11 protein-coding genes are annotated in these 16,514 nt (G+C 67.2%); 5 read left to right on the top strand and 6 right to left on the bottom strand.

The genetic code is table 11. The annotated features are described in order from the left end of the window. Nucleotides 1-43: 43 nt before the first annotated feature. The 3 genes from ACMGER_RS14650 to ACMGER_RS14640 all read right to left on the bottom strand — a co-directional run bounded on the left by ACMGER_RS14650 (nt 44) and on the right by ACMGER_RS14640 (nt 2,853). Nucleotides 44-835: an IclR family transcriptional regulator gene (locus ACMGER_RS14650; protein ID WP_436812910.1), complete on the bottom strand. Its 792-nt coding sequence runs from the start codon at nt 833-835 to the stop codon at nt 44-46. 140 nt (nt 836-975) lie between these two features. Next, nucleotides 976-1,980, bottom strand: coding sequence for a cupin-like domain-containing protein (locus tag ACMGER_RS14645; RefSeq protein WP_436812909.1), 1,005 nt, complete (start codon nt 1,978-1,980; stop codon nt 976-978). Nucleotides 1,981-1,992: 12 nt separating this feature from the next. After that, complete coding sequence (locus tag ACMGER_RS14640; protein ID WP_436812908.1) at nt 1,993-2,853, bottom strand: SapC family protein; 861 nt, start codon at nt 2,851-2,853, stop codon at nt 1,993-1,995. 26 nt (nt 2,854-2,879) lie between these two features. Between ACMGER_RS14640 and ACMGER_RS14635 the strand changes: the two genes are divergently transcribed. Genes ACMGER_RS14635 through ACMGER_RS14625 form a run of 3 tightly spaced genes read left to right on the top strand, consistent with a single transcriptional unit; the run spans nt 2,880 to nt 9,106 of the window. After that, nucleotides 2,880-5,891 (top strand): TonB-dependent receptor, encoded by a 3,012-nt coding sequence (locus tag ACMGER_RS14635; protein ID WP_436812907.1) that lies wholly within the window; start codon nt 2,880-2,882, stop codon nt 5,889-5,891. A 60-nt stretch (nt 5,892-5,951) separates the two neighbouring features. Continuing rightward, the gene (locus ACMGER_RS14630) at nt 5,952-7,496 is read left to right on the top strand and encodes a tryptophan halogenase family protein (RefSeq protein ID WP_436812906.1); all 1,545 of its coding nucleotides are present in this window, start codon (nt 5,952-5,954) and stop codon (nt 7,494-7,496) included. A 29-nt stretch (nt 7,497-7,525) separates the two neighbouring features. Further along, nucleotides 7,526-9,106: an alpha-N-arabinofuranosidase gene (locus ACMGER_RS14625; RefSeq protein ID WP_436812905.1), complete on the top strand. Its 1,581-nt coding sequence runs from the start codon at nt 7,526-7,528 to the stop codon at nt 9,104-9,106. A 717-nt stretch (nt 9,107-9,823) separates the two neighbouring features. Here the strand turns inward: ACMGER_RS14625 and putA are convergent. Beyond that, on the bottom strand, nt 9,824-13,453 hold the full coding sequence (putA, locus tag ACMGER_RS14620; RefSeq protein ID WP_436812904.1) for a trifunctional transcriptional regulator/proline dehydrogenase/L-glutamate gamma-semialdehyde dehydrogenase: 3,630 nt from the start codon (nt 13,451-13,453) through the stop codon (nt 9,824-9,826). Nucleotides 13,454-13,567: 114 nt separating this feature from the next. Here putA and ACMGER_RS14615 point away from each other — a divergent pair, with 114 nt between their 5' ends. Next, nucleotides 13,568-14,014 (top strand): Lrp/AsnC family transcriptional regulator, encoded by a 447-nt coding sequence (locus ACMGER_RS14615; protein WP_436812903.1) that lies wholly within the window; start codon nt 13,568-13,570, stop codon nt 14,012-14,014. 64 nt (nt 14,015-14,078) lie between these two features. Here the strand turns inward: ACMGER_RS14615 and ACMGER_RS14610 are convergent, their stop codons facing one another. Continuing rightward, the gene (locus tag ACMGER_RS14610) at nt 14,079-15,527 is read right to left on the bottom strand and encodes a helicase HerA domain-containing protein (RefSeq protein WP_436812902.1); all 1,449 of its coding nucleotides are present in this window, start codon (nt 15,525-15,527) and stop codon (nt 14,079-14,081) included. Nucleotides 15,528-15,615: 88 nt separating this feature from the next. Here ACMGER_RS14610 and ACMGER_RS14605 point away from each other — a divergent pair, with 88 nt between their 5' ends. Further along, nucleotides 15,616-16,317, top strand: a complete 702-nt coding sequence (locus ACMGER_RS14605; protein WP_436812901.1) for a methyltransferase family protein — start codon at nt 15,616-15,618, stop codon at nt 16,315-16,317. Here the strand turns inward: ACMGER_RS14605 and ACMGER_RS14600 are convergent. Then, nucleotides 16,272-16,514 (bottom strand): hypothetical protein (locus ACMGER_RS14600; protein WP_436812900.1); only part of this gene is annotated, 243 nt, incomplete at its 5' end. The genes ACMGER_RS14605 and ACMGER_RS14600 overlap by 46 nt on opposite strands.

The following is a 16,514-nucleotide window of genomic DNA, read 5'->3' as shown; positions in this document are numbered from 1 at the left end:
CTCTATGTCCGCGGGGAGCGATCGCATGTGCGGCTGACGCCCGTCAGACCCGGCTGTCGCCTTCGACGAGTTGCTCGGAGATGCGCTGTGCGGCCTCACGGACCTGGGCGATCGCCTCGCGAGGCATCAGCGATTGCTGCAGCTTCTTCAGGAACGGCACGGTGAGCGCCGCCGCGGCGCTGCCGCCGCGCATGACGGGAGCCGAGATGTCGGTGACGCCCGCGACGAACTGGCTCGGCGCCATCTCGACCTGACGCTCGCGGATTTCGTCGGCATGGGCGCGGAATTGCGCGAGCTCTTCCTTGTTCAGCGGCGGGTCGAACAGCCTTTCCCACCGCTCGCGCACATCGTCGGGCTGGAAGGCGTAGAGCACCGCGCCCGACGCGGACTTCGACAGCGGGCGCCGGTAGCCGACGCGCACGGAGAAACCGAGCTGTTCGCTCGACTCCATCCGCGCGACCACCACCATCTCGCCGCGGCTATGCAGCGCGAGATGGCAAGATTGGCCGAGAGACAAGGTGAGCTGGCGCATGACCGGCAATGCCACCTCGATCAGGTTGCGCATCCGCGGCTGCTGCATCCCGAGCGAGAAGAGCCGGTCGCTGACGCGATAGCCGTCGGACGCCGGATCCTGCTCGATATATCCGCGGAACTCGAGCACCTGGACCATGCGGAACAATTCGCCATGCGAACGGCCGAGCCGGTTGACGATGCCGGTGAGCGTCACCGGCGCGCTCTCGCTTGCCAGCAGCTCCAGGATGTCGAGCCCCTTCTCGAGCGCAGGCGCGCGGTAGCGGCGATCCTCGTCCGGATTGTCCTGCGCTGCCACTGCCATTCCCCGCCTACCCCGCTGATGCCGTCCCTTAACGCCGGACACCCGCGGGCCGTGCAATGAAGAACTCAATAAGAGAATTCGGTTCGCACGCGCAATCATCCAGCTGCGGCGGAGGTGGGAAGAGGTTGACCCTGAACGGCTCATCCGCCGCGGAGCAACTGCATCACCATCGCACGGATGCGGCGATAGTTGCCGCTTCGCAGCGGGCCAAGAAGGCCGTGCTTCTCTTCCGGAAGATGCGCCAGCGGGTGGCCGTCCGGCCGGAAGACATAGTGATCGAAGAAGGCGCGCCAGGCGGCGCGCTCCCCTGCCGGCCGCTCAGCGATCGCGATCATCGCCAGCATCATCGCCGTATAGGGCGCATCCGGTCCGGCGCTGAAGCCGTCCCACCAATAGTTGACGAGCAGGTTGAAAGGCCCGGTCGCCTCGACGCGATGCCACCAGAGCTTCGGCAGATACAGCGCGTCGCCGGGCTCCAGCTCGACGACGACGGCGCGGCCCCGCGCGCGTTCGAACCGGGGATAGCGCGGATCGCCTGGAACGGAGCCGACGGCCAAGCCGATCGGCTGGCCCGCCATGGTATGGTCGATCGGGCCGACATAGAGGTCGGCGATCGCGTCGGGAGGATAGAGCGTGAACCTGCGCCTTCCCGCCACGACGCAGGCCAGATTGTCATAGGTGTCGTAATGGCAGGCGATCTCCGATCGGCTGCCGAGCCAGATGCGAGGGCGAACCGACGGAGCGATCATCGCCGCACGGTTCTCGTCGGCAAAGCCGGGCAGGTGACGGTCCGCCGGAAGCGAGCCCATGTAGATGGACGATCCACGGTCACCGACAATCCGGTCGAGCACGTCGCGGATGCCGAGTTCCTCGCGCCGGAAATTGAAGCCCGCGAGACCCTCGTCATAATGATAGCGTCCATCGATATCGGGCGCTCCGATGAACGCCTCTGCGGTGATGCCGCCATCGAATTGGAGCAGGTAGTTCGCCAGATCGCCGGGAGACCGCTCCGCCGCCTGTCGTGCAGGCCAGTCGGCGCAGACGCCTCTCACCACCACGGGCTCGCACCGCTCGCAGACATGCTGCCTGAACGAGTCGGGGTCCGCGACCAATTCGGCGTCGATTTCGGGAAGATGTTGGGCCATCACGCTTCCTTTTCACGCCGACAGGCGTCGATTCCGTCGATCGGCAAGGACGGAAATCTGCTGCAGCGACCCGATCATGCAGTAAGCGAGCTGGAGATGGCCGCTGCGGAACAATTCGAGCGCGGCCGAATCGTCGAGGTCGCGCAGCGCATCGAGGCTGACGGTATAGAGCCCCTGGAGCGAGAGGGCCTCGCCGTCGTCGAAGCGCAGTGAGATATCGATCGGTTCGATCAGCTTGAAGCCGAGAAGCGCGCGGATGAACACCTCGGTCTCCTCGACCCCTGACTTCAGCAGGCCGAGCGCTCGCTGGATGCGGCGCAGCGAATCGCTCGGCTCGCCATCCTCGTCGAACAGCGGCTTGCCCTCCGTCTCGCTGATCCGCGGGTGTTCGCGGTCGATCGCGACGTGTTCGCCGGAGATGAAGAACGCCTGGCGCTGGAGGTCGAGCGGCCGGAAAACGTCGCCAAGCTCGGCGAGCAGAGGCTCGTCCGGTCTGAAGCCGAGCATCGCGCCGGCATAGAAGCGGCCGGTTTCGGCGTTCTTCGCGAACAGGACCGGGCACAGGGCAGCCGCAGCGGGGAACTCGCCGGCGACGATCTGCGCAAAATGAGGTCCCCCACCCGACTCGGCCCGCAGGCGCAGATGGCGATGATCGCTCACATTCAGCACCTCCAGCCTCGCCATTCGCTGAACTCCTCTCTCTAATCGCCAAGCGGTATTGATAGCGCTAACTTTTACTGCTATTCTGCGTCGAACAACGAATAACACAACAGGAGAGGATCGCGACGCTGCCGAAGGGCGGATTCCTTCAAAGTTCCAGGTGATCCGCAGTTCGCTGGACCGAGGTCCGGCGAAATAGTGCAGCCGCGTCAAATGCTCCTGCCTGAAGAGGAGGGGGTATGACCGAAGGCAACGGCATCAAATTGGCTGTCACCGCCACTCATCGCATTCGAGTTGCGCGATTTTCGCTGGCGGCCGCTTCGAGCCTGTTTGCGATCGCGGCGGCCTCTCCGGCATTGGCCGAGGAAACACCGGTAAGCGATAGCGTTATCATCTCCGAGCAGGGCGGTCCGGCCGCTCAGGCACAGGCGCAAGACAGCACCGCGGCGCCGGCCCAGATCGACGAGGGCCAGGCGAACGACATCGTCGTCACTGGGCTGCGCGAGTCGCTGCAACGCAACCTCGACATCAAGCGCAACGCGCCCGGCGTGGTCGACGCCATCTCCGCCGAGGACATCGGCAAATTCCCGGATTCGAACGTCGCGGCTTCGCTGCAGCGCCTGCCGGGCGTCTCGATCCAGCGCGCCGGCGCGCGCGGCGAGCCGCAGGGCATCACGGTGCGCGGCTTCGGCGGCGACTTCAACGAGACGCTCTACGACGGCCGCCGCATCACGACCGCCACCGGAAGCCGCGCGGTCGATTTCAGCACCGTCGGCGCCGATTTCGTCGGGCGGCTGACCGTGCTGAAGACGCCCGACGTCACGCTGACGAGCAGCTCGATCGGCGCGACCGTCAACATCGAGTTTCCCAAGCCGTTCGACTATTCGGGCATGAGGCTGGTCGCCACCGCATCGGGCTCGATCCAGGACGACGCGGGCAAGATCGTCCCTACCGCGGGCGTGCTGTTCAGCGATACCTTCGCCGGCGGCACGTTCGGCGTGCTGGTCTCCGGCATGTATACGCGGCACGACACCCAAACGAACCGCGTCTATGTGAGCGGCTGGCCGGGCGGCCTCTACGCGCCGTGCCAGCTCGCCGGCACCACGGCGACGGTGTGCAACCCCAGCGACGACCCGGCGTCGGCGCCTTCGGACCTCAGATCGATACCCGGCTGGTTCGAGCAGCAATATGGCGCGATGCAGCTCTACACCAAGGATGAACGCATCGACGGCCGCATCGCCTTCCAATGGCGCCCGTCGGACGACGTGCTGCTCACGCTCGACAACAATTACTCGCGGCAGAAGATCAGGACCGACAGCTTCGGCTATGGCATCTGGTTCAATCAGGGCAGCCTGCGCAACGTCCAGCTCGACGAGAACGGGACGACGGTCGACTTCACCCAGGCCGGCTCGCAGACCGACTTCGTCGCCGGTACCGACAGGTCCGTGCGGCAGACCAACCAGACCGGCCTCAATCTCAAATGGGACGCGTCCGAGAACCTCAAGCTCGAAGCGGACGTGAGCTACGCCAAGAGCTGGCTCAATCCGAACGGCGAGATCAGCAGCGACAATGCCGACATCGGCTACGGCTTCGCGATCGGCCCCTCGCTCGGCATCCGGATCGATGGCGACAGCAAGGACACCCTCCCCGTGCTGCACGACTATGGCCCGAACGGCGACCCGTCGCGCTGGGCCGATCCCTCGGTGATGGGCTCGCACGTCACGGTGCGCCAGGCGACCAGGAACACCGATGAGCTGAAGCAGGGGCGCCTCGCCGCCAGCTGGGAGCAGGATGGCTTCGGCATCAAGATCGGCGGCCAATATGTCGAGGATCATTTCCAGTTCCAGCAGCGCAACACCTTCGCCAACAATTTCTGGCAGGCTTATGCGGGCTATGGTGCACCGTCGGGCAGCACGACCGGCGTGCTCATCCCGGCGAGCCTGTTCACCGGCCAGGTCAGCACGCGAGACTTCATTCCGGGCTTCTCGGGCGCGCTGCCGCCGACGCTGCTGAGGTTCGACGCACGCGCCTATCAGGAATTTCTGGAAGGCCTCGGGAATCCCTATGCAACGCCGATTCCCGGCTTCAACTACCCCGGTCCGACCGATCCCAACAACGGCTTGTGGAACTTCCGCGGCAGGTTCGACCTGGCGCTCGACAACGGCAGCATCCGGGACATCACCGAGAAGAGCTGGGCACTGTTCGTCCGCGCGAACTTCGATACCGAGGTCGCCGGGATGCCGTTCCACTTCAATGCCGGCCTGCGTCAGGAGAACACGAACGTCACCGCGATCGGTTTCGGGCAGGTGCCGCTCAGCATCCAGCCGAACACCGGCGACCCGACGCTGCTGACGGTGATCCTGAGCGATCCCCAGAAGGTCACCACCAAGAGCAGCTATTCCTATCTGCTGCCCAGCGTCGACATGAAGCTGGAGCTTACCGACAAGTTCCACCTGCGCTTCGACGCGTCGCGAACGCTGACCCGGCCCACGCTCGACCTGCTGACGCCGGTGCTGAACGTCGGCGTCGGCCAGCGTCGCGGTGCGCTCACGGCCAACGGCGGCAACCCGCAGCTCAGGCCCTATCTTGCCGACAATTTCGATTTCGCGGCCGAATGGTATTACCAGCGCAATTCCTACGCCTCGGTCAATTTCTTCCTCAAGAACGTCAGCAACTTCATCGTGCAGGGCGTACAGACCGAGACGATCAACGACGTTATCGATCCCTCGACCGGACGGCCGGCGCAGTTCGCCGTGTCGCAGCGGGTCAACGGGCCCGAGGCAACGGTGCGCGGCGTCGAGATCGCCTGGCAGCATGTGTTCGGCAACAGCGGCTTCGGCTTCAACGCCAACGCCACCTTCGTCGACACGAACAAGCCCTATGATCCGCAGGACACTTCGCTCAGCGGTTTCGCCGTCACCGGCCTCGCCAACTCCGCCAACTTCGTCGGCTTCTACGACAAGAACGGCTTCGAGGCGCGCGTGGCGGCGAACTGGCGCGACGAATATCTCCTGCAGTTCGGCCAGAACCAGAACACCGGGTCGTTCGGCGCCGAGCCGACCTTCGTCAATTCGAGCCTGCAGATCGATTTCAGCACCAGCTATCAGCTTACGAAGCAGATCAACGTCTTCTTCGAGGCGCTCAACCTCACCAACGAGACGATGAGCACCCACGGGCGCTTCGACAACCAGCTGCTCGACGTGTTCGCCTATGGACGGCGGTTCACCGCGGGCGCACGGTTCCGCTTCTAGGTCTCCCCTTACGGGGATGTCGGTCATCGTCGGCATCCCCGGGCTTTTTTGCGGACGAAGATGACCCATCCCGTACGAAAGATTGTCATCGTGGGCGGCGGCACCGCCGGCTGGCTGACCGCCGGCGTCATCGCGGCGAAGCACCGCAGCCGGATGGCGACGGGGTTCAGCGTAACGCTGGTCGAATCGCCCAACACGCCGATCATCGGCGTTGGCGAGGGGACCTGGCCGACGCTTCGGACCACGCTGGCGCGGATCGGGGTGTCGGAAACCGAATTCTTCCGCCAGTGCGATGCCGCGTTCAAGCAGGGTGCCCGCTTCGCGCGCTGGACCACCGGCGCGGCGGACGACGGCTATTACCACCCGCTGATGCTGCCGCAGAGCTTCCACCAGCTCAATCTGGTGCCGCACTGGCTGGCGGAGGGGAACGGGCGCAGCTTCTGCGACGCGGTGTGTCCGCAGGGGCGGATCTGCGACGACGGCCTCGCGCCGAAAACGATCGCGACACCCGAGTTCGATGCGGTGGCAAATTATGCCTATCACCTCGACGCCGGCAAGTTCGCCCCCTTCCTGCAGCGCCACTGCTGCGAGACCTTGGGGGTGCGCCACGTGCTGGCCGACGTCCGTCAGGTGAGGCTTGCCGAGAACGGCGACATCCGCAGCATCGCGACCGAACAGGCGGGCGAGATCGAGGGCGACCTGTTCGTCGACTGCACCGGATTCAGGGCGCTGCTGATCGGCGAGACGCTGGGCGTGGGGTTCAAGGACTGCGGCGACGTCCTGTTCTGCGACACCGCGCTGGCCGTGCAGATCCCCTATGAGAGCGAGGCGAGCCCGATCGCCTCGCACACCATCTCGACCGCGCAGTCGGCGGGATGGATCTGGGACATCGGCCTGCCGACCCGGCGCGGCACCGGCTATGTCTACTCCAGCCGCCATATCTCCGACGACGAGGCCGAGCGCGAACTGCGCGCCTATCTCGGCCCCGCGGGCAGGGACCTGCCGGTGCGCAGGATCCCGATCCGCTCGGGACATCGCGAGACCTTCTGGAAGCGCAACTGCGTCGCGACCGGGTTGGCGGCGGGGTTCCTGGAGCCGCTCGAGGCCTCGGCGATCGTGCTGATCGAGCTGTCCGCCAAGCTGATCGCCGAACAGATGCCCGTGTGCCGCGAAGTGATGGACGTGATCGCGTCGCGCTTCAACGCCACGACCCATTATCGCTGGGGGAGGATCATCGACTTCCTCAAGCTCCACTATGTGCTGAGCCAGCGCGAGGACAGCGCCTTCTGGCGCGACAACCGGCTGCCCGAGACGATCCCCGAGCGGCTCCAGGACCTGCTGACGCTGTGGCACCACCAGTCGCCGTGGTTCCACGACGAGTTCGACCGGGTCGAGGAGGTCTTCCCGCCGGCGAGTTACCAGTATGTCCTCTACGGCATGGGCTTCCGCACCGAGGTCGAGCCGGAGGCGCTGGCGGACGAGGCCAGGATCGCGGAGCGGGCGATGCGGGAGAATGCCGTCCAGACGGCGCGGCTGCGGGACGGATTGCCGCGGCATCGCGCGCTGATCCGCAAGATCGTCGAGCAGGGGCTGCAGCCCGTCTGAACATCGCGCCCCATCAGCAAGGACTCAGTATGAACCTCTCCCTTCGCCACACCGCCGCGGCCGTCGCGCTCTTCGCCGCCGTCCCCGCCTTCGCGCAGACGGGTGCGGTCACGACCGTGACCGTGCACGCGGACCGGCCGGGCCCGAAGATCGACCGCAACATCTTCGGCCAATTCGCCGAGCATCTCGGCACCGGCATCTACGGCGGCGTGTGGGTGGGGAAGGATTCGCCGATCCCCAACGTCCGTGGCATCCGCAGCGACGTCGTCGCCGCACTGAAGGCGATCCGGGTGCCGGTGGTGCGCTGGCCGGGCGGGTGCTTCGCCGACGAATATCACTGGCGCGACGGCATCGGCGATCCGGCGCGGCGCAAGCAGACCGTCAACGCCAACTGGGGCGGCGCGATCGAGACCAACGCGTTCGGCACCGACGAGTTCATGGACTTCGTCGGCCAGATCGGCGCGGAGGCCTATGTCTCGGTCAACGTCGGATCAGGAACCGTGAAGGAAGCGGCCGACTGGATCGCCTATATGACCGCGGACCGGCAGAGCAGCGCCGGACAGGAGCGCGCCGCCAACGGGCATCCGGCGCCCTACAAGGTCAGGTACCTCGGCATCGGCAACGAAAGCTGGGGCTGTGGCGGGGCGATGCGGCCGGACTTCTATACCGACCAGATGAAGCTCTACGCACGCTTCGTGCGCAACTATAATCCGGCGCAGGCCAAGGACGAGGCGATGCAGCGCATCGCGGTCGGCCCCACCGACGACGACACCAGCTACACCGAAGCGGTGATGAAGGCATGGAAGAGCCACGACTGGAGCTGGAACATCGAGGGGCTGTCGTTCCATTCCTACACGGTCGGCGGGTGGCCGCCGTCCTATCCGAGCATCGGCTTCGGCGAGGACGACTATGCCAAGCTGGTGAAGGCGACGCTGGTCATGGACGCGCGCATCGCCGCCCACTCGGCGATCATGGACCGATATGATCCCGAGAAGAAGGTACCGCTCTTCATCGACGAATGGGGCGTGTGGCTGGCACCGTTGCCGGGGACCAACCCGGGCTTCCTCGTGCAGCAGAATTCGATGCGCGACGCGATCATCGCCGCGCTCAACGTCAACATCTTCGCCCGCCATGCCGATCGCGTGCGGATGACCAACGTCGCGCAGATGGTGAACGTTCTCCAGGCGATGATCCTGACCGACGGGCCGAAGATGGTGCTGACCCCCACCTATCACGTCTTCAGGATGTACCTGCCGTTCCAGGATGCGACGTTCGTGCCGGTAAGCTTCGAGGCGGGCCGCTATCGCCGCGGCGATGTCGAGCTGCCGCGCGTCGACGCGGTCGCGGCGCGTGCGGCCGACGGGAAGCTGTGGCTGGCGCTGGTCAACGTCGATCCGAACAAGGCGGCGGAGATCGGTGTGGCCGTGCCTGGCCTCTCCGTCCGCCGCGCGGAGGGACAGGTGCTGACGGCGGCCAATGTCAATTCGATCAACAGCTTCGAGGCGCCGGATACCGTCACGCCGAAACCGATCGCAGGACGTGTCGAAAGTGGCGCCATCACGGTCCGGTTGCCGGCCAAGTCGGTGGCGATACTTTCGCTGGACAACTGAATCTGTGCTCCTGCGAAGGCAGGAGCCCTGGATCATCGGAGTGCCGCTTGCGGCCTGGAGTCTGTTCTGTTGAGATTGAATCACCGTGCTCCCACACAGGCGGGAGCACGGTGATTCAATCTAAAGCGGACGGAGACTAGGTCGTGCTGACGTTCAGCGTTTCGGCGAAGCTGCGGACACACCGCAACGTCGCTTGCAATGTAGGATTTCGCCTGCTTGGCTCGGCCCGTCCGAGCCGCGCGAGCGCCGGCCGGGCCGCTCTTTGATCTCGTCGATCTCATCCATGTCGCGCCACCGCCGCGTCCGTGCAGCGTTCCCAGCGTATCGGCTCGCAAACACACGACCTGAGTCAACTTAGTCAACATTTTCGGAAGACGCCGATACCGGACGGCCTCATTCGGAGGGGGCCGATCCACCTATGACTTTCGTGACTTTCGACGGATTTCCGCGGGTTTTCGGCGCCTATCCTGAAGCTCGGCGACCGCCTGCCGGTCGCTGATCATCGGCGTATCGCACTCGACCAGGAATCGGCGGAACATGGGGCCGCGCTCGAATGGCTAAGATGAATGCCACACAACCTGGGCTCGATTTCACTTTGGTCGAACCGCCTCCTTTCCGTTCGCCCTGAGCTTGTCGAAGGGCGAACGGGACAAAGGCGATTCCGGTCAACTGAAACCGACTCTAGGCTCCTACCTGCGCAGGAGCACGGCGGACTGACTAGGCCATCGCCATCAAGCTCGCGTTACCGCCGGCGGCGGTGGTGTTGATCGAGGTCGACACCTCCTCGACCAGCCAGTCGAGGCGATAGCCGACGGTGCCGGCCTGAGTCAGCACGATCGGGCCGGGCAGTTCCGCGATCGCCTGCTGGAGAGTGCAGACCCGTGCCGCGTCGCCTTCGATCAGCGCGCCCGCGAACGGCCCGGCGACAGTCCATTCCTCGACCCAGCGTACGCGAGACACAAGGTTCGGCGGCAAAGCGGGCCGGATCGCCGGATCGGCCTGGACGACGAGGTCGTTGCCGCTCGCGAGACCGGCGGCGATCTGCGCGACCAAGCCGGCACGCGTCTCCGGCAGCAGCAGGATGCGGCCGCGCGGGTGAAGCGCGTAGAGGTTGCGCTCGCCGACGGGGCCGGGCAGCTCCAGCTCGGCGGACAGCGGGACGCCCGGCAGCTTGCGGACCGCATCGGCCGATGCGCCGTCTCCCGTTGCCTCCAACGACAGCGCGAGGTCGCGCACGGCCGTGGCGGTCGCGGCGACCGCCAGCTGCGGCGGCATCGCGGCACCCCTCACCAGCCGGCCGAGATAAAGCGGCCCGCCCGCCTTCGGCCCCGTGCCGGAAAGCCCGCGCCCGCCGAACGGCTGCACGCCCACCACCGCGCCGATCACGTTGCGGTTGACGTAGAGGTTGCCCGCCTTCACCCGCGCCGTCACATGCGCGATCGTCTCGTCGAGCCGCGTGTGCAGGCCGAAGGTGAGGCCGTAGCCGGTGGCGTTGATCCGGTCGATCAGGCGATCGATCTCCGCGCGCTTGAAACGGACGACGTGGAGGACGGGGCCGAACACCTCGCGTTCCAGTTCGGCGATGCTGGTGAGTTCGATGATCGTTGGCGGAACGAAGGTGCCGTGCGCCGTCTCTTCTGAAAGCGGCAGCTGCTCGGCCTTATGGCCGCGCGAGCGCATCCTTTCGATGTGCTTCTCGAGGTTTGCCTTGGCCTCGGCGGTGATGACGGGGCCGACATCGATGCTGAGGCGATCCGTGCGGCCGACGCGCAGCTCGCGCATCGCGCCCTTGAGCATCGTCAGCGTGCGGTCGGCGATCTCCTCCTGCAGACACAGGATGCGCAGCGCCGAGCAGCGCTGGCCGGCGCTGTCGAAAGCGGAGGCGAGCACGTCGGCCACCACTTGCTCGGCGAGCGCCGAGGAGTCGACGATCATCGCATTCTGTCCGCCGGTCTCGGCGATCAGCGGAATCGGCTCGCCGGCGGACGAGACGCGCGTGGCGAGCTCGGCCTGGATCAGCCGCGCGACCTCGGTCGAGCCGGTGAACATCACTCCCGCCGTCTCCGGGGCGACGACCAGCGCGGCGCCGATCGCGCCGTCGCCGGGAAGGAGCTGCAGCGCGTCGGCGGGGATGCCGGCCTCGTGGAGGATGGCGACGCCTGCGGCGGCGATCAGCGGGGTCTCCTCGGCAGGCTTGGCGAGAACCGTGTTGCCGGCGACCAGCGCGGCGGCGATCTGGCCGGTGAAAATCGCAAGCGGGAAGTTCCACGGGCTGATGCAGGTCACCGGGCCCAGCGGCATTTGGCTCTCTCCCAGCGTGAGCCGCGCCTGCTCGGCATAGTAACGGAGGAAGTCGACCGCCTCGCGCACCTCGGCGATGGCGTTGGGCAGCGACTTACCGGCCTCGCGCAGGATCAGGCCGAGCAGCGGCGGCATCCGCTCCTGCATCAGGTCGGCGGCGCTTTCGAGGAGAGCGGCACGCTCGGCCGCAGGTACCGCCGCCCATGACGGCGCAGCCGCCAAGGCTATGCGGACGGCAGCCTGGGCCTGCTCGGGCGAGGCTTCGACGACGGTACCGACGCGGTCGCGGTGGTCGGCTGGATTGAGAACCGGGCGCGGCGTACCTTCGCCATTCGCCGGAGCCGCACTCCAGTTCGAATGGACACCGGCGCGCATCGTCTCGCTCAGCGCCGCCAGCACCGTCTCGTCGCTGAGATCCAGCCCCGCGGAGTTGCGCCGGGCGCCGTAGAGGTCGCGGGGCAGCGCGATCATCGGGTGCTGCTGCCCCGGCTCGGCCATCGCCCGGACCGTCTCGACCGGATCGGCGATCAGTTCCGCAATCGATACATCGGGATCGGCGATACGGTTGACGAAGGAGGAATTGGCACCGTTCTCCAGGAGCCGGCGGACGAGATAGGCGAGCAGGGTCTCGTGCGTGCCGACCGGCGCGTAGATGCGGCAAGGCCGGCCGAGCCCATCCTCCCCCACCACCTCGTCGTAGAGCGGCTCGCCCATGCCGTGAAGGCACTGGAACTCATAGTCGCCGATCGCGAAGTCCGGCCCGGCCATCTCGACGATGGTGGCGAGCGTCTGGGCATTGTGGGTCGCGAACTGGGGGAAGACGACATCGCGCGCCGCCAGCAGCTTGCAGGCGCAGGCGATGTAGGCGACGTCGGTGTGGACCTTGCGGGTGTAGACGGGGAAGTCCGGGAGGCCGTCGACCTGGGCACGCTTGATCTCGGCATCCCAATAGGCGCCCTTGACCAGCCGCACCATGATCCGCCGCCCGGTCCGGCGGGCGAGATCGACGATCCAGTCGATCACGAACGGGCAGCGCTTGCCATAGGCCTGGACGACGAAGCCGAGGCCGTTCCAGCCGGCAAGGTCAGGGTCGAACGCCAGGCTTTCGAGCAGATCGAGCGACAGCTCGAGCCGGTCCGCCTCCTCGGCGTCGATGTTGAGGCCGATGCCGTGGCCCTTCGCCAGCACCGCCAGCGCCTTCACGCGCGGCAGCAGCTCGCCCATCACGCGGTCGGCCTGTGCGCGCGAATAGCGCGGGTGCAGCGCCGACAGCTTGATCGAGATGCCCGGCCCGCCATAGACGCCGCGCCCGGCCGCGGCGGCGCCGATCGCCTGGATGGCGGACTCATAGTCGCGGTAGTAGCGATCGGCATCGGCGGCGGTGGTCGCGGCCTCGCCGAGCATGTCGTAGCTGTATTGGTAACCCCGCGCCTCGAGCGGGCGGGCGCGCTTCAGCGCTTCGGCAATCGTCTCGCCGGTGACGAACTGCTCGCCCATCATCTTCATCGCCAGCGCAACCGCGCGGCGGATCACCGGCTCGCCGGTGCGCGCGATCAGACGGGTGAGCGCGGCTCCCAGGCCCCGGTCGTCGACGCTGCCGGCCAGCTTGCCGGTGACCACCAGCCCCCAGGTCGCGGCGTTGACGAACAGCGAGCGCCCCTCCCCCAGATGCGCCTTCCAGTCGCCGCCGGCGATCTTGTCACGGATCAGTGCGTCGCGGGTGTCGTCGTCGGGGATGCGCAGCAGCGCCTCGGCGAGGCACATCAGCGCGACGCCCTCCTCGCTCGAGAGGGCATATTCCTGCACCAGTCCCTCGACGCCGTTGCCCCGGCGCTTGCCGCGCAGCGCCTCGATCAGCGCGGTTGCGGTGCGGGCGGCGGCAGCGCGCACCGGCGCGGGCAGCGTCGCCTGCTCGACTAGCGGCGCGAGGCATTCCGGCTCGGGGCGGCGGTAGGCGGCGGTGATCGCCTGCCTGAGTGCGCTCTGCTCGCGGATCGGCGGAGCGAAATCGGCGAAAAGGGGCGGAAGTTCGGACGGTTGCGCCATCGGTGCCTCGGTCGGGATGTGGGCTCTTCCTATCGCAAATGCATCTGGCGATCCGACTTATCCTGCGGCATCAGGAGGTCTATCGACCTTCATTCCAGCCAGGATTCGGGCTAAATGGCCATCGACCAATTCGACCGCAGGATCATCGATCTGCTGCGCGAGGACGGGCGTATGCCGATCGCCGAGCTCGCCCGCCGTGTCGGCCTGTCCAAGACGCCGTGCCAGGTGCGCCTCAGGCGGCTGATCGACCAGGGCTATATCCGCGGCTTCCGCGCGATCGTCGATCCGGCGCGGCTGGGACTGGACCATATCGCCTTCGCCGAGGTGAAGCTGTCCGACACGCGCGAGGCGGCGCTGGAGGACTTCCGCCGCGCGGTGCTGCGCATCAAGGAAGTGGAGGAATGCCACATGATCGCGAGCAGCTTCGACTATCTGCTCAAGGTCCGCACCGCCGACATCCGCAAGTACCGCGAGGTACTGGGCGAGCGCATCTCCAACCTGCCCCATGTCGCCAGCACCTCGACCTTCGTCGCGATGGAGACGATCCGCGACGCGATGTGACGGCGGACCGGGCGATTTGCCTTCACCCGTTCGCCCTGAGCTTGTCGAAGGGCGAACGGAAGGATTACTCGCTCGGCGCCGTCGTCCAGCCCAGTTGGGGGATGGCGATCGAGCGCCGGCCGGACAGGTCGACCCGGGTCACGATCATCCCGCGGCTTTCCATATAGGACAGCACCCGCCGCGCCCGGCCGAGCGACCCCGTACCATAGGCCGCGGCGATCGCCTCGTCGCTCGGGCCTTGCTCGCCTTCGCGGGCGGCGTGGGCGATGAGCAGGAAGGCGCCGAGCATATCGTCGGGAACCCCGCACGCCGCCTCCAGCGCCGGCGCCCATTCCGCATCGAGCCCGGTGAAGATGCCGGCCCGCGCCGCCGCCAGCCGGCGGGTGAAGCCCGAGGCGTCGAGCGGCGGCCGGCGGACGCCCGCCATGCGGCAGCGGACCTGGAAGTCCTGGTAGAGCACCGCCGCCGGCTTGGCGCGCGAATCCGGGTCCTCGATGATGCCGCGCAGCGCCTCGATCACCACCGGCTCGCGATCGACCAGCACCTCCTCCTCCGGCTCGGGCTCGGCAGCGGCGGCCGCCTCGCTCAACTGGTCGAGCACGCTCACCACCGGCGTCGGCGCGCGCACCGGCGGCGGTGGCGGGATGAGGTACGGCTCCTCCACCGCGGCCAGCAGCAGGTCCTTGATCTCGACCGCGGAGGTCTCCGGCAGCGGGATCAGCGACGGGCTGCTGCTGCGTGCCGAGGTCTTCACCGGCCCGATGGCGATCGTCACCGGCCGCCTTGCGATCGCCGGCCCCAGCCCCAGGAAGGTGCCGCGGCCGAGATCCCGGATCGTCTCCGCCTGGCGCCGCTCCATGCCGAGCAGGTCGGCGGCGCGGGCCATGTCGATGTCGAGGAAGGTGCGGCCCATCAGGAAGTTGCTCGCCTCCGCCGCAACGTTCTTCGACAGCTTGGCGAGCCGCTGGGTGGCGATGATGCCGGCCAGCCCGCGCTTGCGCCCCCGCGACATCAGGTTCGCCATCGCCGACAGCGAGGTGCGCCGCGCCTCCTCGCTGACCTCGGCGCCGGCGGCGGGGGCGAAGATCTGCGCCTCGTCGACCACGACCAGCGCCGGGTACCAATGCTCGCGCGGCGCATCGAACAGGCCGCCCAGGAACGCGGCGGCGCAGCGCATCTGGCCGTCCATCTCCAGCCCCTCCAGGCTCAGCACCACCGAGGCGCGGTGCTCGCGGCAGCGCATCGCGAACCGGGCGATCTCCCCCACCGAATAGTCGGCCGCCTCGATCGCGACATGGCCATAGGCGTCAGCGAGCGTGACGAAGTCACCCTCCGGGTCGATCACCGCCTGCTGCACCTGCGCCGCGCTGCCTTCCAGCAGGCGGCGCAGGAGGTGCGACTTGCCCGAGCCCGAATTGCCCTGCACCAGCAGGCGCGTGGCGAGCAGCTCCTCGAGATCGATCGAGACGGTCCTGCCGGCACCGTCCGCCCCCATGTCCACCTGAAACGTCATCGCGGGCGACTTGGTCGATCTGACCGGTCGAGGGCAAGCGATTCCCGCGAACATGTTATAGGTGAACGGTCGGTCGGAGAAGGCTGTCATGGAAGCTCCTAGGGAACCCGCCGCGATGTCGCGCGGCACTGCTCTCGCCTATGCCGTCGGATTGCCGCTTGCCCTGCTCCTGCTGCTGTTCCTGCCGGCGGGGTCGATCGGCTGGTGGCCCGGATGGGTGTTCGTCGCCGTGCTGGTACTGGGCTTCGGCGCCTCGGCGCTGGTGCTGGCGCGGGTCAATCCGGTGATCTACCGCGCCCGCAGCCGGTTCCAGCCGGGGACGAAGGGCTGGGACAAGGCGCTGCTCGCGGTGATCCTGCCGGCGATGGTGGCGATCCTGCCGGTCGCGGCGCTCGATGCGGGGCGGTTCCACTGGTCGGCGGTGCCGCTCTGGCTCGCGATCCTTGGTTATGCCGCGCTGCTCGCCGGCATCGCGGTGACGGCATGGGCGCAGGCGGTCAACCCGTTCTTCGAGCCCGGCGTCCGCATTCAGTCCGAGCGCCACCAGCGGGTGATCGACACCGGGCCGTACCGGTTCGTACGCCATCCGGGCTATGTCGCAGCGCTGCTGCTGTTCCTCGGGATGGCACTCGCGCTGGGATCGTTCTGGGCATTGGTGCCGGTCGCGATCGCCTCGGCCGTCCTGGTCCTGCGCACCGCGTGGGAGGATCGGCTGCTGCAGGCGGAGCTGCCGGGGTATCAGGACTATACGCGCCGCGTGGGATGGCGATTGGTCCCGGGCATCTGGTGATGCGACAAGTCCCGGCTTGTCGGGATTGTAGTTGGATTGGCGACCGTCGCCTCCGCCTGGAACCCCAACGTCGCCTCGGTGATGACGTGGTAGCTCGCCTTGCGGCTGCGGATGTTGCCGGCCGCATCATATTGCCAGAGCACCGACGCCGCCGGCGCGCCTTTCGTCGGGTCCGACCAGCCGCTGCCGGATTCCGC

The sequence above is a fragment of the Sphingomonas astragali genome, from assembly GCF_051400615.1.
GTDB lineage: Bacteria > Pseudomonadota > Alphaproteobacteria > Sphingomonadales > Sphingomonadaceae > Sphingomonas.
This window is presented reverse-complemented; position numbering and strand designations above follow the sequence as displayed.

Coding starts and splice junctions, on each gene's coding strand:
- ACMGER_RS14615 (WP_436812903.1), top strand. CDS start 13,568: ATGGCCATCGACCAATTCGACCGCAGGATCATCGATCTGCTGCGCGAG.
- ACMGER_RS14635 (WP_436812907.1), top strand. CDS start 2,880: ATGACCGAAGGCAACGGCATCAAATTGGCTGTCACCGCCACTCATCGC.
- ACMGER_RS14610 (WP_436812902.1), bottom strand. CDS start 15,527: ATGACGTTTCAGGTGGACATGGGGGCGGACGGTGCCGGCAGGACCGTC.
- putA (WP_436812904.1), bottom strand. CDS start 13,453: ATGGCGCAACCGTCCGAACTTCCGCCCCTTTTCGCCGATTTCGCTCCG.
- ACMGER_RS14625 (WP_436812905.1), top strand. CDS start 7,526: ATGAACCTCTCCCTTCGCCACACCGCCGCGGCCGTCGCGCTCTTCGCC.
- ACMGER_RS14630 (WP_436812906.1), top strand. CDS start 5,952: ATGACCCATCCCGTACGAAAGATTGTCATCGTGGGCGGCGGCACCGCC.
- ACMGER_RS14605 (WP_436812901.1), top strand. CDS start 15,616: ATGGAAGCTCCTAGGGAACCCGCCGCGATGTCGCGCGGCACTGCTCTC.
- ACMGER_RS14650 (WP_436812910.1), bottom strand. CDS start 835: ATGGCAGTGGCAGCGCAGGACAATCCGGACGAGGATCGCCGCTACCGC.
- ACMGER_RS14645 (WP_436812909.1), bottom strand. CDS start 1,980: ATGGCCCAACATCTTCCCGAAATCGACGCCGAATTGGTCGCGGACCCC.